The sequence below is a fragment of the Caulobacter endophyticus genome (assembly GCF_029543245.1).
GTDB classification, from domain to species: Bacteria; Pseudomonadota; Alphaproteobacteria; order Caulobacterales; family Caulobacteraceae; genus Caulobacter; species Caulobacter endophyticus_A.
Window position 1 is genome coordinate 442770 of the sequence record NZ_JARQWV010000001.1, and the last position, 25943, is coordinate 468712.

At 69.4% G+C, this 25943-nt stretch carries 23 protein-coding genes; 14 read left to right on the top strand and 9 right to left on the bottom strand.

What is annotated here, in order from left to right; all coding sequences use genetic code 11:
• The first annotated feature begins 14 nt into the window (after positions 1–14).
• From P7A99_RS01940 to P7A99_RS01960, 5 genes are all read left to right on the top strand, one after another.
• Complete coding sequence (locus P7A99_RS01940; RefSeq protein WP_277792258.1) at positions 15–1184, top strand: FAD-dependent monooxygenase; 1170 nt, start codon at positions 15–17, stop codon at positions 1182–1184.
• Positions 1185–1215: 31 nt separating this feature from the next.
• On the top strand, positions 1216–1395 hold the full coding sequence (locus tag P7A99_RS25160; RefSeq protein ID WP_431307631.1) for a hypothetical protein: 180 nt from the start codon (positions 1216–1218) through the stop codon (positions 1393–1395).
• A gap of 97 nt (positions 1396–1492) precedes the next feature.
• Positions 1493–2716 (top strand): class I SAM-dependent methyltransferase, encoded by a 1224-nt coding sequence (locus tag P7A99_RS01950; RefSeq protein WP_277792259.1) that lies wholly within the window; start codon positions 1493–1495, stop codon positions 2714–2716.
• 18 nt (positions 2717–2734) lie between these two features.
• Positions 2735–3106 (top strand): hypothetical protein, encoded by a 372-nt coding sequence (locus tag P7A99_RS01955; protein WP_277792260.1) that lies wholly within the window; start codon positions 2735–2737, stop codon positions 3104–3106.
• Between the two features lie 8 nt (positions 3107–3114).
• Positions 3115–4698 (top strand): FAD-binding oxidoreductase, encoded by a 1584-nt coding sequence (locus tag P7A99_RS01960; RefSeq protein WP_277792261.1) that lies wholly within the window; start codon positions 3115–3117, stop codon positions 4696–4698.
• Between the two features lie 296 nt (positions 4699–4994).
• Here P7A99_RS01960 and P7A99_RS01965 read toward each other — a convergent pair whose 3' ends face one another.
• From P7A99_RS01965 to P7A99_RS01980, 4 genes are all read right to left on the bottom strand, one after another.
• Positions 4995–5303, bottom strand: a complete 309-nt coding sequence (locus tag P7A99_RS01965; RefSeq protein WP_109102206.1) for a hypothetical protein — start codon at positions 5301–5303, stop codon at positions 4995–4997.
• A 24-nt stretch (positions 5304–5327) separates the two neighbouring features.
• A complete protein-coding gene (locus P7A99_RS01970) occupies positions 5328–6374 on the bottom strand; it encodes a class I SAM-dependent methyltransferase (RefSeq protein ID WP_277792262.1) in 1047 nt (348 codons plus the stop codon).
• Between the two features lie 90 nt (positions 6375–6464).
• Positions 6465–7262, bottom strand: coding sequence for an alpha/beta hydrolase (locus tag P7A99_RS01975; RefSeq protein WP_277792263.1), 798 nt, complete (start codon positions 7260–7262; stop codon positions 6465–6467).
• Entirely contained in the window at positions 7247–8761 is a 1515-nt protein-coding gene (locus tag P7A99_RS01980) for an aldehyde dehydrogenase family protein (RefSeq protein WP_277792264.1), read from the bottom strand. Before P7A99_RS01980 ends, P7A99_RS01975 begins: the two co-directional genes overlap by 16 nt.
• Before the next feature lie 183 nt (positions 8762–8944).
• Between P7A99_RS01980 and P7A99_RS01985 the strand changes: the two genes are divergently transcribed.
• On the top strand, positions 8945–10018 hold the full coding sequence (locus P7A99_RS01985) for a serine hydrolase domain-containing protein (protein ID WP_277792265.1): 1074 nt from the start codon (positions 8945–8947) through the stop codon (positions 10016–10018).
• Positions 10019–10972: 954 nt separating this feature from the next.
• Here P7A99_RS01985 and P7A99_RS01990 read toward each other — a convergent pair.
• Positions 10973–12496, bottom strand: a complete 1524-nt coding sequence (locus P7A99_RS01990) for an aldehyde dehydrogenase family protein (protein ID WP_277792266.1) — start codon at positions 12494–12496, stop codon at positions 10973–10975.
• A 179-nt stretch (positions 12497–12675) separates the two neighbouring features.
• Between P7A99_RS01990 and P7A99_RS01995 the strand changes: the two genes are divergently transcribed.
• The gene (locus P7A99_RS01995; RefSeq protein ID WP_277792267.1) at positions 12676–13926 is read left to right on the top strand and encodes an MFS transporter; all 1251 of its coding nucleotides are present in this window, start codon (positions 12676–12678) and stop codon (positions 13924–13926) included.
• Between the two features lie 11 nt (positions 13927–13937).
• Here the strand turns inward: P7A99_RS01995 and P7A99_RS02000 are convergent, their stop codons facing one another.
• Positions 13938–14732, bottom strand: a complete 795-nt coding sequence (locus tag P7A99_RS02000; RefSeq protein WP_277792268.1) for an IclR family transcriptional regulator domain-containing protein — start codon at positions 14730–14732, stop codon at positions 13938–13940.
• Between the two features lie 227 nt (positions 14733–14959).
• Between P7A99_RS02000 and P7A99_RS02005 the strand changes: the two genes are divergently transcribed.
• Positions 14960–16093, top strand: coding sequence for a serine hydrolase domain-containing protein (locus P7A99_RS02005; RefSeq protein ID WP_277792269.1), 1134 nt, complete (start codon positions 14960–14962; stop codon positions 16091–16093).
• On the opposite strand, the gene P7A99_RS02010 is transcribed toward P7A99_RS02005, so the two are convergent.
• Positions 16090–16242, bottom strand: coding sequence for a hypothetical protein (locus tag P7A99_RS02010; protein WP_277792270.1), 153 nt, complete (start codon positions 16240–16242; stop codon positions 16090–16092). The genes P7A99_RS02005 and P7A99_RS02010 overlap by 4 nt on opposite strands.
• A 139-nt stretch (positions 16243–16381) precedes the next feature.
• Here P7A99_RS02010 and arsC point away from each other — a divergent pair, with 139 nt between their 5' ends.
• The 3 genes from arsC (at position 16382) to P7A99_RS02025 (ending at position 20395) form a co-directional block, all read left to right on the top strand.
• A complete protein-coding gene (arsC, locus tag P7A99_RS02015; RefSeq protein WP_277792271.1) occupies positions 16382–16765 on the top strand; it encodes an arsenate reductase (glutaredoxin) in 384 nt (127 codons plus the stop codon).
• A gap of 179 nt (positions 16766–16944) precedes the next feature.
• Positions 16945–17985 carry a substrate-binding domain-containing protein gene (locus P7A99_RS02020; protein WP_277792272.1) on the top strand — a complete coding sequence of 347 codons (1041 nt, stop codon included), beginning with the start codon at positions 16945–16947 and terminating at the stop codon, positions 17983–17985.
• A gap of 319 nt (positions 17986–18304) precedes the next feature.
• Positions 18305–20395 carry a DEAD/DEAH box helicase gene (locus P7A99_RS02025; protein WP_277792273.1) on the top strand — a complete coding sequence of 697 codons (2091 nt, stop codon included), beginning with the start codon at positions 18305–18307 and terminating at the stop codon, positions 20393–20395.
• Between the two features lie 103 nt (positions 20396–20498).
• On the opposite strand, the gene P7A99_RS02030 is transcribed toward P7A99_RS02025, so the two are convergent.
• Positions 20499–21677 carry an NAD(P)/FAD-dependent oxidoreductase gene (locus P7A99_RS02030; protein ID WP_277792274.1) on the bottom strand — a complete coding sequence of 393 codons (1179 nt, stop codon included), beginning with the start codon at positions 21675–21677 and terminating at the stop codon, positions 20499–20501.
• Positions 21678–21780: 103 nt separating this feature from the next.
• On the opposite strand from P7A99_RS02030, the gene P7A99_RS02035 reads away from it, so the two are divergent.
• On the top strand, positions 21781–22029 hold the full coding sequence (locus P7A99_RS02035) for a hypothetical protein (protein ID WP_277792275.1): 249 nt from the start codon (positions 21781–21783) through the stop codon (positions 22027–22029).
• The gene (locus P7A99_RS02040) at positions 22026–22307 is read left to right on the top strand and encodes a type II toxin-antitoxin system RelE/ParE family toxin (RefSeq protein ID WP_277792276.1); all 282 of its coding nucleotides are present in this window, start codon (positions 22026–22028) and stop codon (positions 22305–22307) included. The genes P7A99_RS02035 and P7A99_RS02040 overlap by 4 nt, the downstream gene beginning before the upstream one ends.
• A 3-nt stretch (positions 22308–22310) precedes the next feature.
• On the opposite strand, the gene P7A99_RS02045 is transcribed toward P7A99_RS02040, so the two are convergent.
• The gene (locus P7A99_RS02045) at positions 22311–24131 is read right to left on the bottom strand and encodes a methyl-accepting chemotaxis protein (protein WP_277792277.1); all 1821 of its coding nucleotides are present in this window, start codon (positions 24129–24131) and stop codon (positions 22311–22313) included.
• 154 nt (positions 24132–24285) lie between these two features.
• Between P7A99_RS02045 and P7A99_RS02050 the strand changes: the two genes are divergently transcribed.
• Positions 24286–25608, top strand: coding sequence for an Hsp70 family protein (locus tag P7A99_RS02050; RefSeq protein ID WP_277792278.1), 1323 nt, complete (start codon positions 24286–24288; stop codon positions 25606–25608).
• The last annotated feature ends 335 nt before the right edge of the window (positions 25609–25943 follow it).

Sequence of the window (25943 nt, forward strand, 5' to 3'; positions counted from 1 at the left end):
TACGGAGACTAACCATGCGTCCCCAGCACCTGATCGTCGCCGGCGCCGGCATCGGCGGCCTGACCGCCGCCATCGCCCTGGCTCGCGCCGGCCACACCGTCGAGGTGCTGGAGCAGGCCCCGGCGCTCGGCGAGATCGGCGCCGGCGTCACGCTCGCGCCCAACGCCATGCGCGTCTACCACCACCTGGGCCTGGCCGAGGCGATCACCGCCGCCGGGGTCGAGCCCCAGCGCCAGCGGGTGCAGCACTGGGCCGACGGCCGCGACCTCGTCGCCTTCGAACGCGGCCAGAAGGTGCGCGACCTCTACGGCGCGCCCTACGTCTACATCCACCGCGCCGACCTGCACGCCATCCTGGTCGAGGCGCTGGAAGCCACCGGCCGCGCCACCGTGCGCCTATCCAGCCCGTGCGTCGCCGCGGAGCCGACCGAAGACGGCGCGATCGCCGTCCTGGCCGACAGCACGCAGATCAAGGGCGACGCGGTGATCGGCGCCGATGGCGTGAAATCGGGCGTGCGCAAGGGCTTCGGCCCCGGCGAGCCGCACTTCACCGGCCACGTCGTCTGGCGCGCCATCGTGCCGGTCCAGGGCGCCCTGCTCGAAGACCTGGCCCACTTCCCCGGCATCCACATCGGCCCGGGTCGCATGGCCGTGCGCTATCCGCTGCGGGGCTCGACCCTGCTGAATCTCGTCTTCTTCGCCCGCCAGGAGGGCTGGGCCGAGGAAGGCTGGACGATCCGCGCCGATCTGGCCGACCTGCGCAAGACCTTCGAGGGCTGGAGCAGCGACGTCCAGGCCCTGCTCGACACCATCGACCCAGCCGCCCTCTACAAGTGGGCCGTCTTCGCCCGCCAGCCGCTGAAGACCTGGGTGCGCGGCGGGCGCGTGGCCCTGCTGGGCGACGCGGCCCACGCCATGACCCCGTTCCTGGGCCAAGGCGCCGCCGCCGCCATCGAGGACGCCCTCGTCCTCGCTCGCGCCTTCGAGGCTGCCTCGGACGTCCCCGAGGCCCTGGCCCGCTACGAGGCCGCTCGCAAGGAACGCTGCGGTTTCATTCAGGTCGAATCCAACCTCAACGCCGACCGCCTGGAAGGCGACGAGGCCCACCTCTACGGCATGACCGAGATCAAGAACGAAGAGACCCTGGGCCTCTTCGCCTACGACGCCGGGGCGGTGGAGGTTTAAGCGCCCCCTCTCCCATAGGGAGAGGGTCGGGGTGAGGGGTTACGGCGCCCGACGGAGCGCCGGCACGTCGTCCGACCTCGTAACCCCTCACCCTCCCGCCGCGTCGCGGCGGGCCCCTCCCTCTCCCTCTGGGAGAGGGACTTGCGGGCGGACGCCCGGTCCCTGCCCGCCAGCCGCCCCCGCCTGCCTACCGCCCAGGCTGTCCGCCTAGCGGAGCATCCGTCGAACGCAATATTTTGACTGATCGGTCCCCTTCAGATTAGCCTCAGTTCGCGCCGCCCTTCCGGGCCGGCTGTTTGGAGGCCGCCATGTCCGCCGAGATGCTCAACACCTTCCAGCAGGTCGATCACCCGATCCTGCCCAAGCCGACCCACGACGAGGCGTCGCGACAGGAATTTACCAAGAGCTTCAAGCAGTTCATCCAGCAGGGTCTGCTGCCGGGCCTGGGGCCCGTGTTCGGCGTGCGCGCCGCCAAGGCCTTCGAGCGCGAGCACGGCCGCGCCCCCGCCGATCGCCGCGACATCCGTTCGGCCATGGTCAAGGACCTCTATTTCCAGCACTACGCGGCGGCCAACCGCATCGCCCAGGAGCTGCTGTGGGAATCGACCAACGTCACGATCGACCGTGAACTGCCCGAACTGATCGAGAAGGCCCGCGGCCTCTCGGCCTCCGCCAAGGGCAAGCTCGACGTGCCCGAAGCCTTCGACACCCCGCGCTACGTCACCTCGATCGACATCCACTGCATGCCCGGCGGCTATGCCGGCGAAGTGGCCCCTAACGACATCTCGACGGGCGCCCTCTACGACCGCGGCGTCTACCTCTACGCCATGGGCTATATGGGCCCGTTCAACGACGACATGGGCCGCTCGGTCTGCAACTACGTCAACCGTCGCCTCGACGGCTTCAAGCCCAAGCGGATCCTGGATCTGGGCTGCACGGTCGGCCACTCCACCCTGCCCTACAAGGAGCTGTTCCCCGAGGCGGAAGTCTGGGGCGTCGACGTCGCCGCCCCGCAGGTGCGCTATGCGCACGCTCGCGCCGCGGGCCTGGGCCTGGAAGTCAACTTCGCCCAGATGAACGCCGAGGAGACCCGCTTCGAGGACGGCTCGTTCGATCTGATCGTCAGCCACATCCTGCTGCACGAGACCTCGGGCAAGGCCATGCCGCGCATCTTCAACGAGTGCCATCGCCTGCTGGCGCCCGGCGGCTACATGATCCACGCCGACCTGCCGCCGTTCGACAACATGGACCCGTTCACTCAGTTCATTCTGGACAACGAGACCTGGTACAACAACGAGCCGTTCTGGGGCGCCATGCGCGAGACCGATCAGGTCGCCCTGGCCAAGGCCGCCGGCTTCCCGCCCGAAACCATCAAGTTCGACACCGCTCCCATGGCGATCATGGAGTTCGTCGCCCAGCAGGCCGCCGGCTACAGCCAGGACGCCAGCGCGGCGGTCTCCGACCGTGAGTTCGCCGCCGGCGAATACGCTCCCGGCGGCGGCTGGGAAGTCCTGATCGCCCGCAAGGCCTGAGTTCAAAGGAATCTAACGATGAACGCCCACGCTCCGCAGGCCGAGCGCCCGCACGTCATCCGCGACGCCAAGGGCAAGCGCCCGCAGTTCTACGAGGCTCCGGGCCTCGACCAGGCCATGTCGATGATCATGGTCCTGGCCAACGAACTGGCCGTGCTGCACGACCGTCTCGACAGCGCCGAACGCGTCCACGCCGCCAAGGGCCTGGACCTGGCCGCCGAGATCGAGGCCCTGCAGCTCGACCAGGCCGCCCTGGAGGCCCGCGAGGCCTGGCGCCAGGATTTCCTGGGCCGCCTGTTCTACCTGGCCCGCAAGGACGCCTCGGAAGCCGCCGCGGCCGACACGACCGAGCGCTTCCGCGCCACCATCGAAGACATCGCGAAAACCTGAGTAAGCTGATGCCCGTCAAGACGCGTACCGCCCCAGCCGCCGCTGGCCTCCTGTCTCGCCTGGAGGCGATCGTCGGCAAGGACGGCGTCCTGACGGGCGAAGCTGCCCTGCCCTTCGCCACCGACGTCTATCGGCGGCTGGAAACGCCGCTGGCCGTGGTCCGCCCGGCCGACGTCGAGCAACTGCAGGCCGTAGTGCGCGAAGCCGCGGCCGAGGGCGTCGCCATCGTCCCGCGCGGCGGCGGCGCCTCCTATACCGACGGCTATCTGGCCACCCGCGCCGACACGGTGCTGATCGACACCGGGGCCCTGTCCCGCATCGTCGAGATCAACCAGACCGACGCCTATGTCACCGTCGAGGCCGGAGTCACCTGGGCTCAGCTGAAGGACGCGCTGGATCCTCTCGGCCTACGCACCCCGTTCTTCGGTCCGTTCTCGGGCCTGGCCGCCACGATCGGCGGATCGATGTCGCAGCACGCCATCAGCCACGGCTCGGGCCTCTATGGCAGCTCGGCGGAGTCTGCCGTGTCGGTCGAGGTCGTGATCGCCGACGGCTCCTTGCTGCGCACCGGCTCGGCCGCCCGCGGCGCCTCGCCCTTCGCCCGCTGGTACGGCCCCGATCTGTGCGGCCTGTTCCTGGGCGACTGCGGCGCGCTGGGGATCAAGGCGCGCATCACTCTGCCGCTGATCGCCAAGAGGCCCGCCTTCCAGTGCGCCTCCTTCGCCTTCGAAGATCTGCCCAGCCTGGCCCGCGCCATGCGCGCGGCCTCGATCGAAGCCCTCGACGACGAGCACTTCGCCATCGACGCGCCCCTGGCCCAGGGCCAGATCGCCCGCCAGGACAACGCCGCCGTCGTGCAGATGGCGCTCACCGTGCTGAAGAGCTCGCCGTCGCTGGTCGCGGGCATTCGCCAGCTCGGCAAGATGGCCCTGGCCGGCGATCGCGCCCTGCGCAAGGCCGAATACATGGTCCACTACATCCTCGAGGGCGTCGATGACCGCGAGGCCAAGGCGCGGCTGGACCGCCTGCGCACCCTGATGACGGCCGAGGGGGTCGAGATCCCCAACACCATGCCGACCATCGTGCGCGGCATGCCGTTCGCCCCGCTCTACAACGTGCTCGGCCCCAAGGGCGAGCGCTGGGCCCCGCTGAACGGCATCCTGCCCCACAGCCAGGTCGTCGCCTTCCACGAAGCGCTTGAAGCCCTCTACGCCAGCCACGCCGACGAGATGACCGCACGCGGCGTCTGGCGGGGCGGCATGTTCGAGGTGCTGCGCCCGTCCGGCTTCCTCTACGAGGTCGCCCTCTACTGGCCCGGCGCCCAGACCGCCTACCACGCCGGCGTCCTGCCGGCCGAGCACCTGGCCAGCCTGCCCCAGTACGACGAGGATCCGGACACCACGGCCTTCGTGGGCAGGCTCAAGAGCCAGATCATCGCGCTCTACGCCCAGCACGGCGCCGTGCACTTCCAGCTTGGGAAGCTGTATCCGTATGCGGATATGCTGGAGATGCCGGCGCTGGACCTGGTGAAGGCCGTGAAGGCCGCCGTGGATCCCAAGGGCGTCATGAACCCCGGAGCGCTGGGGCTGTAAACCTACCCTCTCCCATAGGGAGAGGGAGGGGCCCAGGCGATAGCCTGGGAGGGTGAGGGGTTACGCCCTCACCGATAAATCCACGATCAAACATCAGAAGCGTCGGCCGCGTGGGCTGGGAGATGGGACCGCCAGCGGTTTACCCCCTCACCCTCCCGCGCCTGCGGCGCGGGCCCCTCCCTCTCCCCATGGGAGAGGTTTCAAGAAGCGCCGCGCCCATCCCCCACGCATAAAAAAGGCGCGGTCGTTTCCGACCGCGCCAGGCTACACGCTGCGCAGTTGCAGCGGGGACCTCGTCAGCTCCGGGCTTCGGGAGCCGCGCGCAGGGCGCGCATCAGGTTCTGCACGATCGCGTCGCGCTTGGCGTTCAGCTGGGCCTGCAGCTCCGGGCCCGGCTGGAAGGCGTCGATCTCGGCGTTGGCCAGCACGCCGTGGCTTTCCAGCACCGCTTCCAGCACGTGGACGCGGTCGGTCAGCACCCAGATCTCGCGGGTCAGCGACAGGATCGCCTCGCCCAGGTCGTCGATCTGGTCGACGGTCAGCATCCGGCGGTTCACCGGCTCGGAGATCGGGCGCTCGAAGGTCTTCTGGTTCATCGCGTTCATGTCGCTCGCTCGTTGACGGAAGGATCAGGCGGGCTTGTGAGCGCGCAGCACGTAGTAGGAGTGGGTCGGCGCCTGGGTCGCGCCCTCGACGTCGACGAAGCCGATGTCCTTGCAGGTCTGGATCAGGTCCATGCTGGCCGAGGCGCGCCAGTAGGGCTCGCCGCCCCACTTGGCCAGGTAGTCGTAGCGCCACGAGGCCATCTTATCGATCTCGGCATAGCGCGGCACGTCGGCCATGATGATGTCGCCGCCCGGCTTCAGCATCCGGAACGCCTCTTCCAGCACCGCCTTGATGATCCGCGGCGGCGCCTCGTGGAACAGGATGAAGGTGGTCACGAGGTCGAAGCTCTCGTCGGCGAAACCGGAGTTCTCGCCACCCTTGACCATCAGCTTCCAGTTCCAGCCCTTCTCGTTGGCCACGCGGCGGGCCTGTTCGAGCATGCGGGCCGACCAGTCGATGCCCGTGATCTGGGCCTGCGGGAAGGTCTCCTGCAGGGCCTGGGTGAAGTGGCCCGAGCCACAGCCGATATCGAGGATTTCCTTGTAGTCGCGGCGCGGGGCCTGCTGGGCGGCCGCCCGGCGCTGGCCGAAGATGTCGCCGCCGTAGCCGCGCGCCACCAGCTGCTTGTGCACCAGCTCGCCGTGGACATAGCCGGTGTGATCGATGTGATCCCAGCCGCCGGTGGTGCGGTGGAACCAGACCTTGCTCCAGTAGCTGGGCGGGGTCTCGCCGTCGCCGTAGTCCAGGGTGGCGGGGCCTTCGTCGAGGGCCTTCAGGTATGGCTCGATGACCGCGCGGCGCTCCTCGAAGGCTTCGTCGCAGTGCGCGCCGTGGGTGCGCGAGGCCCATTCGCCGAACAGCTCGCGGATCTTGAAGATCTTGGAGTCGGCCAGGGTCTCGACGACCAGGGCGTGACGTTCATCCATGTCGTCGGGCATGGTCTGGGCCGTGACGCCCTTCATGGCCAGTTCCGCCTCGGAGGCGAAGTGCAGGCCGAAGGTCGCCTTCGATATGCCCGCCTGGAAATCGAGCGACGCGCGCCCGCGTTGGGCCAGGGCCGGAGCGTCCATGAGGCACCTCTAAAACCTTGTTTCGATGAAGGACTTTACCCCTCGCGCGACGTCCCGAAAGGCGCCTCGGACCCGCTATCCGCACAACGGTCAGCGGGTGGTGAAGCTCTGATCGCTCGACCGGGCGGCGATGCGGGCGGCCGCCTCGGCGTCGCCGGCGGCATGGGCCAGCACCAGGTCAACCGAGACCGCGACGGCCTGCGCCAGCCCCTCGGCCTGAGCCGGACCGGGCAGTTCGGGCCGGCAGATCAGCCCGCCGAAATAGTGGTCGACGCCCGCCAGCACCAGCGCGTGGCGATCCCCCGGCGGCGGAGCCTCGAAGGCGATCAGGCGCATGCGCCAGTCGTCGACGAAGCCTGGCAAGACGTCGGCGTCGCCGGTCTGCACCAGCAGCGGCGCGGCGGTGCTTGCAAAGCCCTCGGCGGCGATCAGCGGCGGCGTGGCCGGCGGCGGCGACAGGGCGACCACGGCCTTGACGCGCGGGTCCAGCGTCGACGCCCCGGGCGGCGCCAGCACGCCTGCGCCACCGGCCGCCAGGGCCAGCAGCGCGCCGAACGAGTGACCGGCGGCGGCGAGGGACAAGTTCCCCTGCCCGGCCAGCCAGTCCAGGGTCGCGGCCTGATCCTCCAGACGCGTGCGCCAGACGGCGCCCTGGTCATAGGCCTCCCGCTGCGGGTGGTCGGTGCTATCGACGTGCATGGGCGCGGCGACCAGCAGGCCGGCCGCGGCCCAGCCGTCCAGCAGGGCCGCGTACTTGCCCGGCGCCGAGAAGGCTCCGTGCGAGAACGAAACGGCGGCCCTGGGCGGACCAGCGGGCCTGGCGACCGTCAGCAGGACCCGCCGGTCGGCGATGGCGATCTCGACGAGGTTCATCAGACGACCGCGCAAACCGTCTTCCATTCCAGGTAGCCGTCGAGGGCGACCTGGCCGCTGTCGCGCCCCCAGCCCGAGGCCTTCACCCCGCCGATCGGCAGGGCGTTGTCGTACATCGAGTGGCAATTGATCCAGACGGTGCCGGCCTTGATGCGGCGCGACAGGCGGTGGGCGTGCGAGAGGCTTTCGGTCCAGATGCTGGCGGCCAGGCCGAACTCGCTGTCGTTGGCCGCGGCGACCACCTCGTCGATCTCGTCATAGGCCTGGACGACCACCACGGGACCGAACACCTCCTCGCGGACGATGGCCATATCCGGCGTCACCCGCGCCACCACGGCGGGCGTCACGAAGGTCCCCTCGTCGCCGGCCTGCACGCCGCCGGTCAGCACTTCCGCGCCGGCCGCCGCCGCGCCGGCCACGAAGCCGGCCACGCGATCGGCCTGCTTGCGCGACACCAGCGGACCCATGTGGGTGGCGGGATCCAGGCCGTGGCCCAGCTGCAGCCCCTTGGCCTGGGCCGCCACGCCCTCGACCACCCGGTCGTAGATCGAGCGGTGGGCGTAGAGCCGCGAGCCCGCCACGCACACCTGACCGGCGTTGAAGAAGATGGCGTTGGCCGCGCCGGGGATGGCGAGATCCAGGTCCGCGTCCGGCAGGATCACCACCGGCGACTTGCCGCCCAGCTCCAGGCTGACCTTCTTGAGGTTGCCCTTGGCCGCGTCGAGGATAGCCCGCCCCGTCGGGGTCGAGCCGGTGAAGGCCACCTTGTCGACATCGGGATGGGCCGCCAAGGCCGCGCCGGCCTCGCCGCCCAGGCCCGTGACCAGGTTCAGCACGCCCGCCGGGAAGCCGGCCTGCTGCACCAGCTGCGCCAGGCGCACGGCGGTCAGCGAGGTGTCTTCGGCGGGCTTCAGCACCACGGTGCAGCCCGCGGCCAGGGCCGGCGCCAGCTTCATGGCCGTCAGCACCAGCGGCGAGTTCCACGGCACGATGGCGGCGACCACGCCCACCGGCTCGCGCAGGGTCCAGCTGGCCATCTGCTTGCCGGCCGGCTGGTAGTTGATCGAGCTGTCGATCGTGCGCCCCTCGATCGCCGTCGCCAGGCCGGCGAAATAGCGGAACTGGTTCACCGCGCCGGGGATCTCGGCCCAGCGCCCCACGTACAGCGGCTTGCCCTGGTCGAGGGTCTCCAGCTCTGCCAGCTCGTCGATATTGGCCTCGATCAGGTCGGCCAGGGTCCACAGCAGGCGCGAGCGCTGCATGGGCGTCAAAGACGGCCATTCGCCGCCGTCAAAGGCCTTGCGGGCGGCGGCCACGGCGGCGTCGACATCGGCCGCCCCGCCCTTGGCGATGTCGGCCAGCACGACGCCGGTGGCCGGGTCCTTGGTCTCGAAGGTGTCGCCGCCGGCCGCGTCGACCCACGCGCCGCCGATGAACAGCTGCTTGCGACGCTTGGCGAGGAAGGCTTTCGCGCCCTCCGTCTGAGGTTCGACCGAACGGACGACGAAGGTCATGGCGCACTCCCCGGGACGCTGGATTTCGAGCCTCGACGCTAGTCCTCGCGGTCTCGATTCACAGGGGTCGCGGAACGCCTATCCGCTGTGCGGGCGCCTTTGCGCGCAGGCGTTTGCGAACCGCGCTAGAGCCTAGGTTCAGGGCTCGTAACGGATGTTTTTCGGGGGCTTGGGATGACGACGATGAACGGACGCGGCGTGGACGAGATCCATGGCTACGCCCCCCTGCGCCCGGTGGCCGGCGCGGCCGCGCCCGACGCCTCGCCGGTCGTTCCGGGCGGGGTCTCGCAAGCCGCCCTCGACGCCGCCCAGGCCTATTCCGACGCCCATGACGGCCTGGCCTTGCTGGTCTGGTCGGGCGGCGCCCTGCGCCACGAGGCCTATGCCCCGCACCTGACCGCCGACAGCCTGTTCGAGACCTTCTCGATGCACAAGTCGGCGCTCGGCCTGCTCTACGGCGCGGCGATCCGCGACGGCGCCGTCGCCTCGATCGACGATCCGGTCGGCCTCTATATCGCCGAATGGCGCGACGACCCGCGCGGCCAGATCCCACTGCGCCACCTCCTGGGCATGAGCTCGGGCCTGACCGTGCACAGCCTCGACAAGGGCGACCCCGTCGCACTGGCCCTGATGCTGGGCGACCGGATCAGCGAGACCGCCCTGTCGGTCCAGGCGCAGCGGCCCTCGGGCGAGGTCTTCGACTACTACAACGTCGCCGCCCAGGTGGCGGGCCTGGCCCTGTCGCGCGCCGTCGCGGCCAAGGGCCTGGGCGATGCGGCGACCTACCTCTCCAAGGCCCTGTGGTCGCCGATGGGCGGCGCCGACGCCCGGCTTTGGGTCGAGCGCGAGGACGGCGAGCCGCGCTTCTTCGCCGGCCTGCAAGCCAGGGCTCGCGACTGGCTCCAGTTGGGCCGTCTGGTCGCCGGCGGCGGCGCCCTCGATGGCCGCCAGGTGCTGCCCGCCGACTGGATCGCCGCGATCACCGCCGAAAATCCGCTCAACCCCGCCTACGGTCTTCTGGTCTGGCGCGCCGCGCCGATCGAGAACGGCAAGCGCCCCTACGGCCCCTCCACCGCCTACGCCGCCCCGCACGGCGCGCCCTTCGTGGCCGACGACCTCGTCTACTTCGACGGTTTCGGCGGCCAGCGCGTCTACGCCTCCCCCTCGCGAGACCTCGTCATCGTCCGCATCGGCCGTCCGCGCCTCGACTTCGACGACGCCGTGCTGCCGAACCTTATCGTCGAGGGGCTGGGCTGAAGATCCTCCCCCTCTGGGGGAGGTGTGGCCAAAGGCGACGGAGGGGGAGGTTTCCAGCTTGCGGTGCGCTGGCGTCTTTCCGCTCTCAAAGCCCTTCCCCCTTGATGGGGGAAGGGTTGGGATGGGGGTGACGCCACGCGTTCAGCCCGCACGTCCCTTCAAGCCCAACCGCCGCAGCCACCCCCAACCCCGGCCCTTCCCCCATCAAGGGGGAAGGGGGGCGTTTTGCGGCCCGGACGGGGATAGAGGCAGCTCCATCCACGGTGAGTTCGACAAAGAACCGAACGAACTCAACCCCTTGCAACTTTCTCATCCAATTCAATCAGACGCGCCGAAACCCGCCGCATAATCAAACCCGTCCCCGCCATGGGGAGGGCTCTTGGTACCGGCCCAAGCGTGGCGAGGACCGCATCGAGCGGGGCCGCTTGAAGCGTCGTGGGAAGGGCGGGTTTGCAGGAGCGCTCAGAAGGCGCAAATGGGCCGCCAAGCCGTTCCATGACGCGGCGAGCGGGTCGACAGGGCCGGGATCGTTCAAACCGGCCTAACAGGATCAGCCGAGGCTCGCGCCGGATTACCGCGGAGCTATTGGTCCTGCCCGTCCGAGGGACAGCCGGATCCAGGGTTGAAACAGCACCCGCGCCTTCGGCCCTTCGGAATAACGACGCGGCGGAGCGGTCGACGAAGCCGAAACGCTAAAACAAATCACGGTCCCCGGGCTCCGCCCGGCCGCTCCGCGCCTCCCCATCAGCTTTCGTGGTTCGCCACGCAAGATCGCGAGCCCATGCCTCAAGATCCTCCCCCTGAAGGGGGAGGTGGCCCGAAGGGTCGGAGGGGGAAGTTCCTGGAGAGGTCGACGCGTCCCGAACGGCAGCAATCCCTTCCCCCTCAGTCGCTCCGCGACAGCTCCCCCTTCAGGGGGAGCATCTTGGACGAAGGGCCGAAGAGGGCCGGCCGTCAGGCCGGGATAACCCCCAGGTTCACGCTCACCGCCTTGGTCTTCAGGTACGAGTCGATCCCCTCGCGACCGAACTCACGGCCCCAGCCCGACTGGCGGTTGCCGCCGAACGGGGTCTCGGGGCTCAGGGCGGCATGGATGTTGACGCCCACCTGGCCGCTGTCGATCGCCCGGGCCATGCGGTGGGCGCGCGACAGGTCCCTGGTCCAGACCGAGCCCGACAGGCCGTAGGTCGTGGCGTTGATCGCCGACAGCAGCGCCTCGTCGTCGTCGCCGAAGCTCTGCACGCCCAGCACCGGCCCGAACACCTCTTCCCGCGCCAGGCGCATGTCGGGGGTGACGTCGGCATAGATGGTCGGCGCCACATAGTGGCCAGGGCCGGCCGGCACGCCGCCGGCATAGGCCAGGCGCGCGCCCTCGGCGGCGGCGGCCTCGACATGCTCGAGCACCCTGCCCTTCTGCCGGGCCGAGACCAGCGGGCCGATCATCGTGGTCGGATCAAGACCCGGCCCGACCTTCAGATAGGCCGCCGTCTGGGCCAGGCCTTCCAGCACCGGCTCCAGCACCTTCTCGTGCACGAAGAGGCGCGTACCGGCCATGCAGTTCTGCCCCGACAGGAAGAAGCAGGCCATGGCCGCCGACGGGATGGCGTCGGCCAGGTCCGCGTCGGGGAAGATCACGAACGGCGACTTGCCGCCCAGCTCCAGGGTCACGCGCTTGAGGTCATGGCTGACGGCGCGGACGATCTCCTTGCCCACGGCGGTCGAGCCGGTGAAGGTGATCTTGTCGACGCCGGGATGGGAAACCAGCGCCGCGCCGACCTCGTGGCCCAGGCCGTGGATCAGGTTGAACACCCCGGGCGGGCCGCCGGCCTCCAGCCACAGCCGCGCCACCAGGATCGAGGTCAGGGGCGTGACCTCGGCGCTCTTCAGCACCAGGGTGCAGCCCGACGCCAAGGCCGGCGCCAGCTTCAGGATGATCATCGACACCGGCACGTTCCACGGCACGATCGCCCCGACCACGCCCACCGGCTCGCGCACCGTATAGACCAGCAGATCCAGGGCCTCGCGGCCATTGGCCCGCGCCGGGATGGTCGAGCCCTCCAGCTTGGTGGCGAGGCCCGCGTAATAGCGCACATAGTCGGCGCAGAAGCCCTTGATGGTCGCGCCCGACAGCGCGATCGGCATGCCGTTCTCCAGCGTCTCGATCTCGGCCAGCTTGTCGGCGTCGCGCTCCAGCAGGTCGGCGAAGCGCAGCATGATCCGGGCGCGGTCGGCGCCGGAGGTGCGGCTCCAGCCCTTGAAGGCCTTGCGGGCGGCCGCGACGGCCTGGTCGAGATCCTCGGCCGAACTGGCCCGCACCTTGGCGATCACCTGCTCGGTGGCCGGGTCCTCGACCTCGATCAGGGTCTCGCCCCGTCCCTCGACGAAGGCCTCGCCGATCAACTGGCCATGGGCTTCGGCCAGAAAGGCCAGGGCCGCCTTCGAGGGGCCGAAGATCGCTGCGTCGCTGGCGTCCGCCATGGGAAACTCCGTGGGAAGAAACTGTGATCTGTTGTGAAGCCGGGGCGCATCGGACGCCGCCTTCCCGCGCGCCCTCCCCGCCTGTCGATCAGCCCGCGCGAAACGATGGCGCGCCGCGCGTGGGGCGTTCGATGCTCGACTGGGGACATTGGGGCCGGCTGGCCCGGGGGATGTGACGCGTGAGCGAGGTTCGGGACGAATTCCGCAGGGGCTGGCGCGTGGTGTTGGCGGCGGGCGTAGGGGTCGGCTGCGGCATCAGCCTGCAGCAGTATGTCGGCTCGCTGTTCGTGAAGGCCCTGCAGGCCGATCTCGGCTGGACGCGCGGCCAGATCGCCCAGGCCCAGGGCGCGGCCCTGGCGGCCCTTTTCGTCGCGCCGGTGCTGGGCTGGCTGATCGACAAGGTCGGGGTGCGGCCCGTGGCGATGGTCTCCATCGGCCTGCTGGCGGCGGTCTACGCCATGCTGGCGGCCATGCCGCCGTCGCTGGGCGCCTTCTACGGCCTCTTCGCGCTGCTGGTCATCCTGGGCAGCGGCACGGGCCCGATCGGCTACACCCGAGCGGTCAACACCTGGTTCGAGAAGGGGCGCGGCCTGTCTCTGGGCCTGACACTGACCGGCGTGTCGCTGGTCGCGGCGCTGAGCGCCCCGCTGCTGAACTTCGTCATCACCCATCACGGCTGGCGCGGCGGCTACGTGGCGCTGGCGGCCCTGTCGGTCTTCGTCGCCCTGCCCACCGTCTTCCTGGCCCTCTGGGAGCGCCCGCGCTGGCTGGCCAAGCACGGCGCCGCCGACACCGAACTGGCCGCGGCCAAGCGTGTCTCCCAGGTCGGGCTGACCGCCGGCCAGGCGCTGAAGACCGGCCGCTTCTGGGTCCTGGCCCTGGCCATCCTGCTGGCGACGGCGGGCCTGACGGGCGTGATCAGCCAGCTTCAGCCGATCCTCACCGACCAGGGGCTGGACGCCCGGGCCGCCGGCTGGCTGGTGGCCCTGCTGGCCGTCTCGGTCGCCCTGGGACGGATCGTCGTCGGCTGGGCGGTGGACCGCTTCTGGGCCCCGATCCCGGCCGCTATCGCTCTCGTGCTGCCCGCGCTGGGCGTGGGCCTGCTGGCGATCGGACACGGCCAGTGGCCGCTGGCGGTGCTGGCGGTGCTGCTGATCGGCGCGGCCCAGGGCGGCGAGGTCGACGTCGCCGCCTACTTCGTCGCCCGCTACTTCGGCATGCGCTCCTACGGCGCCGTCTACGCCCTGATCGGCGTGGCGATCTCCCTGGGCGTGCCGATCGGCGCCATCGGCTTCGGCGCGCTCTACGACCATGACGGCGGCTACGGCCGCGCCCTCGCGATCGCGGCCGCCGGCTTTGTCGCCAGCGGCGCGCTGATCCTCCTGATGGGACGCTATCCGCAATGGGAAACGCCCAAGGAAAAGTCCTGACCGCACCGCCATCAGGCGGCGCGGGACAGGGGCTCCGACAGGTCGCGGCTGATGGCCGCCGCGGCGATCTTCAGCTTGTCGCCGTACTGCTTGACGGCGTCGGGCATCTTCATCGACGAGGAGAAGAACACCAGCACCAGCGCGCCGCAGACGCCCTCGCTGTTGAAGATCGGCGCGCCGATAGACGAGGTCTTGCCGGGGGTCGCCGTGTAGGGGTTGCGGCCCTTGGTGGCCACGCCCGCCTCGACGATGTCGGCGAACATGCCGCCGGACTCCGCGTACTGCAGGGTCAGCGGATCGACCTGCCCCTCGCCGGAGCGATAGGCCTCCAGCACGGCCGCCTGCTCGTCGGGACTTGCGAAGGCCAGATAGGCCTTGCCCGCGGCGCTCTCCAGGATCGGCAGGGTGTAGCCGGGATAATAGTTGTTCAGCGTCAGCGACGTCATCGTGTGGGTAGAGTCACGGATCATCATCTGCTGGCCGACCCGCGTGGCGATCGACACCGGCCAGGTCACCTTGGCCGTCAGGTCGACGATATGCGGACGGGCGCAGGCCACCAGGCGATCGCTCTCCTGGAACCCGTGCGACAGCGACTGCACAAGCATGGTCGGGCGATAGCGCTTCCGCGCCGGCTCCCGCTCGATCAGCTTCTCGTGCAGCAGGGTCTGCACGATGCGGCAGGCCGTCGGATAGGGAACGCCCGAGGTCTGGGCGATCTCCATCATCGACAGCGAACCACGCCGGTTGATCGCCTGCAGCACCGAGATGCAGCGGCTGATGGCCCTGATCGGCACACCTTTTTCCATCGAAACGCCTCCTCCAGATCTACGCGAACTCCAGACCGGCGGCGGGGGCCTGGTCGAAACTACGATCCGACTATCCAGTCGCCGGATCGCGCCACGAAGTCCCACCGCGGTTTGAGTCGTCTTTTGTGCGTCGCCTGCTCTTTCGCAGGGCGGATATTTGACCACGCGGTCAACGAAGTGGCAAATCCGAGTTCTAGGGTCACGCTCACAGCCTTGTGGAGCGCTTGATGACCGCCGAAACTTCCGTAACGTCAGCCGACGAGGCGTTGTATCTTCAGCGCTTTCAGGCCGCCGCCAATGCGCCCCAGGAAACCTACGACACTCTGGAACCCGTCCCGGGAGCAGCCGGGCGCGCGCTGATCCCCGCCGCCTCGCCGGCCACGATCGACGCCGCGGCCCTCGATTCGGCCGAGGCCTATGCGCAGGCCAGCAACGCCAAGGCCTTCATGGTCTGGCGCGACGGGGTGCTGGAACGCGAGACCTATTTCGCCGGCGCGGCCCGCCCGTCCCTGCTGGCGTCGAAGTCGCTGGCCAAGCCGCTGACCGCCGTCGCCGTCGGCCGCGCCCTCGATCTTGGCGTCATCAAGTCGCTCGACCAGTCGCTGGCCGACTTCATCACCGAGTGGAAGGGCACGCCCAAGGCCGACATTCTGGTGCGCCACACGCTGGACATGCGCACCGGCTTCCTGCCGCAGGGCTTCAGCATCGATCCGGCCGACGTGCTGAACCGGGCCTATCTGCACCCGCGCCACGACGACATCCTGATCAACGACTATCCGCTCGTGAACCCGCCGGGCAGCCGCTACGACTACGCTAACGCCACCTCAGAGCTGGTGGCCCTGCTCATCGAGCGCGCCACCGGCCGCCGCTACGCCGAGTTCATCTCCGAAGAGGTGCTAAGGCCCATCGACGCGCCCGGAGGCCAGATCTGGGTCGACCGTCCGGGCGGCCTCGCCCACTCCGGCTGCTGCATCCTGCTGCCGGCCGAAAGCTGGCTTCGTCTGGCCATCCTGCTGATCGACGACGGCGTCCATGCCGGCAAGCGCCTGCTGCCCGAAGGCTATGTCGAAGAGATGCGCACCCCGACCGAGCAGAACCCGCACTACGGCCTGGGCGTCTATATCGGCGCGCCCTATCTGGAGCGTCGCGGCTGGGCGGCGCCCGACACGCCCTGGCCCAAGATCCTGCACAGCGAGCCCTACGCCGCCGCCGACCTCTATCTCTTCTGCGGCAACTCCAACCAGGTGGTCTACATCGTGCCGTCCAAGCGGCTGATCGTGCTGCGGGTCGGCGACAATCCGCCCAAGACGCCCGAGTGGGACAACAGCGTCCTGCCCAACCTGATCCTGAAAGGACTCTAGTAGCGGCGGCTGGAGGCTACCCGGGCGATGAGCTTGCGCACCTCGCCCTCCTCCACGCCGTCACGGCGCATCAGCAGTCGGACGATGGGCTCCGACAGCAGTTCGTCGAGCGTAGGCGGCGGGTCGTCCAGACCCCGGTCGTCGCGCATGGGGCGCTCCTCTTCGGGCGGGGCGTCCCAGTCGCATTGTTGAGAGTGAATCGCAACTACTATTCTGGAGCGACGCGCGCGACATGGCCGGTCCGCCCGTCGCCTGCTAATCAGTCTCGCACCATTCCACGAGGCCGCCATGACCGACTTCCCCGTCACCATCTTCCACAATCCCAAGTGCGGCACCTCGCGCAACACCCTGGCGATCATCGAGGCCGCCGGCTACGCGCCGACCGTGGTCGAGTACCTGAAGGCCGGCTGGACGCTCGAACAACTGAAGGACCTTGCCGCCCGCACAGGCCTGGGCGCCCACGGCCTGCTGCGCGTCAAGGGCACGCCGGCCGAGGAGCTGGGCCTGACCGATCCGGCCACGCCGGAAGATGCGATCCTGGCGGCCATGGTCGAACATCCGATCCTGGTCGAGCGCCCCATCGTCGTCACGCCCAAGGGCGCGGTGCTGGCCCGCCCCAAGGAAAGGGTGCTGGAAGTCCTCGACCGCCACCCGCCCGCCGACGCATCCTGATCCGTGGTCGGACGTTTAACCGTCGCCTGTCGCAAATCTGTCGCCGAACTGTGACAAATAGCCGACCTCGCCGCCGCTAATCTGCGGTCGACGAGGTCGGAGACCCTTCCCCCCGGAAAGGTCCGCCCGGCACGTCCAAGATTCCAATGGCCCCAAGCCGACCCATCAGGATGTCGTCCATGAAAGCCTTCCTCGGAGCCGCCGCCGCGATCGGCCTGCTGGCCCTGGCTCCCAGCGCTCACGCCGCCCGTGACTACGTCTGGGCCGCTGGCTCGTCGACCGTCTTCCCGTTCAGCACCCGCGTCGCCGAGAACTTCGCCAAGAAGACCGGCAAGAAGTCGCCCAAGGTCGAGAGCCTCGGCACCGGCGGCGGCATCAAGATGTTCTGCGGCGGCATGGGCGAAGGTTTCCCCGATATCGCCAACGCCTCGCGTCCGATGAAGAAGTCCGAGTACGAGGCCTGCAAGGCCAAGGGCGTCAAGGACATCATCGAGATCAAGATCGGCTTCGACGGCATCGTCATCGCGATGGACAAGAAGTCGCCCGACTACAACTTCAAGCTTGAGCACCTCTATCTGGGCCTGGCCCAGAACGCCCTGCGCGGCGGCCAGTTCGTGAACAACCCCTACAAGACCTGGAAGGACGTCGGCGCCGGCCTGCCCGCCAACCGCATCCTGGTCTACGGCCCCCCGCCCACCTCGGGCACTCGTGACGCCTGGGTCGAACTGGCCATCGAGGGCGGCGCCAAGAAGTTCCCGACCGTCAAGAAGCTGCACGACAGCGACGAGAAGGCCTTCAAGGCCAAGGTCGACCCGATGCGCAAGGACGGCGCCTGGATCGACGCCGGCGAGAACGACAACGCCATCGTTGGCACCCTGACCAAGACCCCCGGCGCGCTGGGCGTGTTCGGCTTCTCGTTCCTCGAAGAGAACGCCAACGTCATCAAGGGCGCAGCTGTCAACGGCGTGAAGCCCACCCCCCAGACGATCGCCAACGGCACCTACCCCGTGTCGCGCTCGCTCTTCATCTACGTGAAGAAGGGCCAGGTCGGCGTGACGCCGGGCCTGAAGGAGTTCCTGAGCGAATTCGTTTCCGACGCCGCGACCGGTCGCGGCGGCTACCTGCAGGGCCGCGGCCTGATCCCGCTGCCGCCGGCCCAGCACGAGGCCGCCAAGGCCACGGCCGGCAAGCTGACCCTGATGGCGCCGCCGAAGGCCTGACCGCCTCGATCGAGACCGTGAACGACGCCCCGTCCGGACATCCGGGCGGGGCGTTTTCATTGACACCCCTGCGGCCAAAGCGCCGCAGTCGGCGCTAATCGTCGCCCGCCCCTTGCCTTTCTTGGCGGTTTGGCGTCTTAACGCGCCCTTGCAAATTTCCTCGCTGGCTCAAACGCCTCATTTTGGCGGCCGGAGAGGTTTATTTTCATGACAAGTGACCAATCAGACGGGTCCGGGACAACGGGGTCGTAATTTGGTCGTGGCGCAGGCCGCGGGCGTTTTTGTGTGCGCGCCGCCTGCAGGATCGAACTGGACCAAGATGCCCTTCCCCGCCTCCCACCCCGCTCTAGAGCGGGCCCTCGCCGCTCAGGGTTACGCCGAGCCCACCCCCGTCCAGGCCGCCGTGCTGGACGCCGAAGCCGAAGGCCGCGACCTGCTGGTCAGCGCCCAGACCGGCTCGGGCAAGACCGTAGCTTTCGGCCTGGCCGCCGCCACCACCCTGCTGGGCGAAGCCGAGACCTTCGACCGCGCCGCCCTGCCCCAGGCCCTGGTCATCGCCCCGACCCGTGAACTGGCCATGCAGGTAAACCGCGAACTGACCTGGCTCTATGCCGAAGCCAAGGCTGTGGTCGTCAACTGCGTCGGCGGCATGGACGCCCGCCGCGAACAGCGCGCCCTGAACTACGGCGCCCACATCGTCGTCGGCACTCCGGGCCGCCTGCGCGACCACATCGAGCGCGGCCACCTGGACCTGTCGGAGCTGAAGGTCGCCGTCCTCGACGAGGCCGACGAGATGCTCGACATGGGTTTCCGCGAGGACCTCGAGTTCATTCTCGACGCCGCCTCGGCCGAGCGCCGCACCCTGCTGTTCTCGGCGACCCTGGCGCGCGACATCATCGCCCTGGCCAAGAACTACCAGAACGACGCCTACCGGATCGACACGATCGACCGCAACGAGCCGCACCGCGACATCGAGTATCGCGCCGTGCGCGTGGCGCCGAACGAGACCGAGCACGCGGTCGTCAACCTGCTGCGCTACTTCGAGAGCCCCGGCGCGATGGTGTTCGCCAACACCCGCGAGAGCGTCCGTTCGCTGCACGCCAAGCTGCGCGAGCGCGGCTTCGACGTCGTCGGCCTGTCGGGCGAGCTTTCGCAGCGCGAGCGCGCCGACGCCCTGCAGGCCCTGCGCGACGGCCACGCCCGCGTCTGCGTGGCCACCGACGTCGCCGCCCGCGGCCTCGACCTGCCCGACCTCGGTCTGGTGATCCACGCCGAACTGCCGATCAACAAGGCCACCCTGCTGCACCGTTCGGGCCGCACGGGCCGGGCCGGCAAGAAGGGCGTTTCGGCCCTGGTCGTGCCCTACACCCGTCGCCGCAAGGCCGAGCAGCTGCTGTTCGCCGCCGGTGTCGAAGGCGTCTGGGGCGGCGCCCCGAGCGCCGACGAGATCCGCGCCAAGGACACCGAGCGCCTGCTCGACGACCCCATCTTCTCGGAGACCTCGAACGAGGAAGACCTGGCCCTGGCCGAAGCCATGCTGGCCAAGCGCACCCCGACCGAGATCGCCGCCGCCCTGATCCGCACCCGCCGCGCCAAGCTGCCGGCGCCGGAAGAGATCTACGACGATCCGCGCCACGGCGCCGATCCGGGCCCGCGTTCGCGCGAGCCGCGTGAGCCCCGCGAGTACGGCGACCGTCCGGAACGCGAGCCGCGCGCCAGCATGGAAGGCTCGGAGTGGTTCCGCATCAGCGTCGGCCGTCGCGGCAACGCCGATCCCAAGTGGCTGATCCCGCTGATCTGCCGCCAGGGCCACATCACCAAGAAGGACATCGGCTCGATCCGGATCTTCGACTACGACAGCAAGTTCGAGATCTCAGCCGAAGCCGCCGTAAAGTTCGGCGCGGCGGTGCAGACCACCGTGCGCGAGGACGTCCAGATCACCCCGACCACGGCGCCGGCTCCGCGCGGGCCGCGTCGCGAGTTCGACGGCGACGCCCCTCGTCCGCCGCGTGGCCCGCGCCCTCCCCGCGAGGAAGGCGAGGACCGCCCGCGCCGCGAATTCAAGCCGCGTCCGCCCCGTGACGAGGCCCCGCGTCCGTACGATCCGCAAGGCGCCGACGAGCGTCCGAAGCGCGCCTTCAAGCCGCGCCACGACGGCGCCGAGGGCGGTCCGTCCAAGCGCGACTTCAAGCCGCGCGACGAGGCTCCGCGTCCGTACAAGAGCCGCGACAACGCCGACGGCCCGCGCGAGTACAAGCCCCGCGCGCCCAAGGCCTTCGGCGACGCCCCGGCCAAGCCCTACAAGGCCAAGCCGGCCTTCGGCGACAAGCCCGCTTTCAAGGGCCCTAAGCCCTTCAAGGCCAAGGGCGAGTTCGGTGGAAAGCCGGGCAAGCCGTTCAAGAAGAAGTAAAAGCGTGGGCCGCCTCTCCTCCGAGAGGCGGCCCAACGTCTATTGGGCGACCTCGCCCCCTCTCCGTCCGCTTCGCGGACACCTCTCCCAGCGAGAGAGGGTCCTAGACGGCCTGCCCCGCGCACCAGCCGGACGCCCAGGCCCACTGGAAATTGTAGCCGCCGAGCCAGCCGGTGACGTCGACGACCTCGCCGATGAAGTAGAGGCCGGGCACGGTCTTGGTCTCCATAGAGCGCGAATCCAGGCCGTCGGTGTCGACGCCGCCCAGCGTGACCTCGGCCGTGCGATAGCCTTCCGAACCGACGGGCTTGAAGGTCCAGGCGTTGACGACGCTCGCCACGCGGGCCAGCACCTTGTCCGAGCAGTCGGCGATGTTGCCGGTGATCGCCTCGTCCTCGACGATCTTCTGGGCCAGTCGCTTGGGCACGATCTCGCCCAGCACCGTATGCAGCGCCCTGCGACCATTGGCCGAACGCTCGGCCTTCAGCGTGGCGAAGACGTCGACGCCCGGCGCCATGTCGACCGTGATCTCGCCGCCCTCGCGCCAATAGGACGAGATCTGCAGGATCGACGGGCCCGACAGGCCCCGATGGGTGAACAGCATGCCTTCGCGGAACTTGGTCTTGCCGCTGGCCACGACGGCGTCGACCGACACGCCCGATAGCGGCGACAGACGTTCGAGGGTGCGGGCCTCGAAGGTCAGCGGCACCAGAGCCGGGCGCGGCTCGATGATGGCAAGGCCGAACTGGCGGGCGATCTCGTAGCCGACGCCGGTCGCGCCCATCTTCGGGATCGACTTGCCCCCCGTGGCCGCCACCAGCGAGGCGCACGCGACCGGGCCGCTGGACAGCTCGGCGACGAAGCCCTCGCCCTGCCTGTCGACGCCCTGGACGGCGGTCTCCAGGCGCAGGACGACGCCGGCCTGGTCCATCTCCGACAGCAGCATGGCGATGATCTCCTTGGAGGAGCCGTCGCAGAACAGTTGACCCAGCGTCTTCTCATGGAAGGCGATGCCGTGCTTCTTGACCAGGTCGATGAAGTTGGCCGGGCGATAGCGGCGCAGGGCCGAGACGCAGAACTTCGGATTGGCCGACAGGAAGTTGGCCGGCGCGGCGCCGACATTGGTGAAGTTGCAGCGGCCGCCGCCGCTGATGCGGATCTTCTCGCCGGCCGCCTTGGCGTGGTCGACGATCAGCACCTTGCGACCGCGCTTGCCGGCCTCGATGGCGCACATCATGCCGGCCGCGCCGGCTCCCAGCACCACGACGTCGAACTGTTCCAAGACCCGGCCCTTTCAATTGAGCGCGCCAAGGACGGGTGCGCGGCGGAAAAGTCAATGCGAACCGAGCGTTGACGCCCCGGTTCCGCAGAGCGATCCTCGAAACATGGCCGACGGCGCTGACATCCACCTCGATCCCGAACGCGCCGAACGTCTGCGCGTCGCCGCGGAGGCCGCCGGCGTGACACCGGAGGCCTTCGCCCTCAACGCCATCGATAGCGCAATCGACGACGACTGGTCGGAAGATATAGCCGCGCTAGAGGAATACGACAGCACCGGGGTCTCCTACTCCGTCGAGGAAGTCATGGCCGAACTGCGGGCCAACGTCGAAGCCAGGCAGGCCCAGCGTAAATGAAGCGCACTGTCCGGCTGACCAAACCGGCTCGCCGTGACCTTCTGAGGCTCGAGGATTTTCTGGCGGAGAAGAGCGCCGACGCCGCCAACCGGGCCATAAATGCTCTTAGCGGCGCACTTCTTTCCCTAAGCGAACATGCCGAACGTGGCCGTCCCGCGCAGAACCCTGAACTGCGGCAGATCAACGTCCCCTTTGGAGATTCCGGATACGTCATTCGCTATCGCATCGGTCTGTCAGACGTCGTCGTCACACGCATCAAGCACGCCCGCGAGCGCTGAGCCCTACCCCGCCATACGGTAGCCCCGCGCCTCCCTTGCGGCCGACACCCGGAAGCGGCCTGTCATCTCGACCAGGCCGACGATCTCGCTCTTGAGGGCGTGGGCGACGGCGTTGGCTTCCTCGACCATGGCGGCGTTCTGCTGCACGCCCTGGTCCATCTGGTTCACCGCCGAATTGACCTCGTTGAGGCTGACGGCCTGCTCGCCGGCCGAGGCGGCAAGCTCCCGCACCAGGGCGTCGATCTCGCCCACCTTGAAGACGATGCCCTCAAGGGCCTCGCCGGTCTGGCCGACCAGCTTGACGCCCTCGTCGACCTGGCGGGCCGAGGTCGAGATCAGCGTCTTGATCTCCTTGGCGGCGTCGGCCGAGCGCTGGGCTAGCGCGCGGACTTCCTGGGCGACGACGGCGAAACCGCGCCCCGCGTCACCGGCCCGGGCGGCCTCCACCCCGGCGTTCAGCGCCAGGAGGTTGGTCTGGAAGGCGATCTCGTCGATGACCCCGATGATCTGGCCGATCTGGCGGGAAGAGTTTTCGATGCCGGTCATGGCCTCGACGGCGCCGCGCACCACCTGGCCCGAGCGCTCGGCCTCGCCACGAGCCGAACCGACGACCTTCGCGGCTTCCCCGGCGCCCTGCGAGGCGCGGCGGACGGTGGCGGTGATCTCGTCGAGGGCGGCGGCGGTCTCTTCCAGGCCGGCGGCCTGCTGCTCGCTGCGGCGGGCGGTCTGGTCGGCGGCGGCGGCGATCTCGTCCGAGCCCCGGCCGATGCCGTCGACGGCGGCCAGGATCTGGCCCATGGCCTCGTCCAAGTGACCCATGGCGGCGTTGAAGTCGTCGCGCAGCTGGCGATAGCCGTCGGGGAAGGCCTCGGTGACCCGCACCGTCAGGTCGCCGCGCGACAGCCGCGACAGCCCTTGAGCGATGGCCTCCATGACGAAGGCCTGCTCGCGGGCGGCGGCCTCACGGGCCTGTTCGTTGCGGCCACGCTCCTCGTCGCCGGCGGCGCGCGAGCGGGCCTGCTCGGCCTGGGCGCTCTTGAGGGCCAGGGCGTTGTCCTTGAAGACCTGCACGGCCTTGGCCATCAGCCCGACCTCGTCGCGGCGACCGTGGCCGGCCACGGCGGTCTCCAGGCGCCCTTCGGCCAGGTCGTTCATGGCGCGCGACAGCCCCGCCACCGGCCGCGAGATCTTCACCGCGCCGATCCATAGGGCGAAGGCCACGCCGCCGATCGCGGCGGCCACGCCGAACAGCAGGGTCAGCAGCACGCCGCGCTGCGCCTCGGCGCGAGCGGCCGTGACCATGGCGTCGGTCTCTTCGTGATAGCCGTCGCCCCAGGCCTTGACGTCCTTGGCCAGGGCGTCGATCGCGGGATCCATGACGGCCAGAAGCGCCATGGCACCGGTGTCATCATTGGACAAGCCTTTGTCGGCCGCGCCGCGCGCCTCGGCGTACAGGGCGTCGATGCGGGCGCGAAAGCCGTCGGCCTTCTCGGCGATCGCCGGGTCGAACCCGGTCATCTTGTCGAGGCTGTCCTTGCCCTCGGCATAGACCTTGTCGAGCTCCTTGGAGGCGGCCTGGGCCTGCGACGAGGCGGCGTCGTAGGTGACGGTGCGGTGGGCGGCGTGACCCATCATCGCCAGGCGCCGGCTGAAGCGGGCCGACTGCACCTCGGCGGGGGCGCGATGCTCGACGAGGCGGCTGGTGGCGGCGTCCAGGCTCTTCTGCTGCCAGACGCCCAGGCCCGTGCAGCCCAGCACGGCCGCGCCCAGCACCACGGCCGGCAGGGCGACCTTCGACGCGATCTTGAGATCGTCGAGCTTCATGTTCGTTTCCCCCCGGATGTTTGTCTGGTCCGCGCCGGATTCGCGGTAGTCGAACGCAGTTTTTCGGCTGCGACGTAAAAACCCCGTTAAGTCGCTTGACCCCCGCGCTCATGGCTGTAGGACGCACGGCCCCCTCCCCGGCCCGAGCTTCCCCATGACGTCCGCCGTCCAGCCGACGATCGGCATCGATTTCGGCACCACCAACACCGTCGTCGCCATCGCCGACGGCCAAGGCCCCGCGCGCCTGGTGCGCTTTCCCGTGGGCGAGAAGGACATATTCGCCTTCCGCTCGGCCCTGAGCTTCCACTCGATGGCCGGCCCAGACGGCCGTCCGACCGAGCGCGTCATCGAGGCCGGCCCCTGGGCCATCGAGGCCTATGTCGAGGACCCGCTGGAAACGCGCTTCGTCCAGTCGTTCAAGACGTTCGCGGCCAGTGCGGCCTTCACCGAGACCAAGATCCTCGACAAGCGCTACCAGTTCGAGGACCTGCTGGCGGCGTTCCTGTTCAAGCTGCGTGATCACGCCCAGGGCCAGATGGCCGACCTGCCGCCGCGGGTGATCGTCGGCCGGCCGGTGACCTTCGCCGGCGGCAATCCCGACGAGAACCTGGCGCTGAAGCGCTACGAGGCCGCCTTCGAGCGCCTGGGCTTTTCCGATATCCGCTACGCCCACGAGCCGGTCGGCGCGGCCTTCTTCTTCGCCCGCCAGCTGAAGGAGGACGCCACGGTGCTGGTGGCCGACTTCGGCGGCGGCACCAGCGACTTCTCGATCGTGCGGTTCGAGCGCCAGGGCGGCCATCTTCGGTCCGTGCCCCTGGCGCGTTCGGGCGTCGGCGTGGCGGGCGACGCCTTCGACTACCGGATCATCGACAACGTGGTGTCGCCGGAGCTGGGCAAGGGCAGCCTGTACAAGGCCATGTCCAGCCGCCTGCCGATCCCCCAGCGCTACTACACCGCCTTCGCCCGCTGGGATCAGCTGGCGATGCTGCGCGCCTCCAAGGACATGCGCGACATCCGCGCCCTGGAGCGCACGGCGGTCGAGCCCGAGAAGATCGCCCGCCTGATCGAGGTGCTGGACGACAACCACGGCTACGCCCTCTACCGCTCGGTGTCGGGCCTGAAGGAGGCGCTGTCGGGCCAGGAAGAGGCGCGGTTCTCGTTCAGGGCCGGCTCGGTGGTCATCGAGCGCGACGTGGCGCGCAGCGAGTTCGAAAGCTGGATCGCGCCGGAACTGAAGGCCATCGAGACGGCCGTCGACCAGGCGCTGGAACGCTCGGGCCTGACGGCGCAGGGCGTGGACCGGGTGTTCCTGACCGGCGGCTCGTCGTTCGTGCCGGCCGTGCGCGAGATCTTCCTGCGCCGCTTCGGCGCCGAGCGGATCGAGAGCGGCGGCGAGTTCGAGTCGATCGCCTCGGGCCTGGCCCTGATCGGGCACGAGAACGACCTCGACCTCTGGAGCGAACGGGCGCCGGGGTAAGCCTCAGATGCTCCACCTGAAGGGGGAGCTGTCGCCCCCGGGTCCGGCCAAAGGCCGGCCCGAGGATAAACTCCGCCGACTGAGGGGGAAGTTGTTGGTGAGCCAGCAGCGCCCTCGATGTCAGCAGACACTTCCCCCTCCGGCCCTCCGGGCCACCTCCCCCTTCAGGGGGAGGGTCTTTGGGCATGGGCTCGCGATCTTGCGCGGCGAACCACGAAAGCTGGTGGGGAGGCGCGGAGCGGCCGGGCGGAGCCCGGAGACCGTGATTTGTTTTAGCGTTTCGGCTTCGTCGACCGCTCCGCCGCATCGTTATTCCGAAGGGCCGAAGGCGCGGG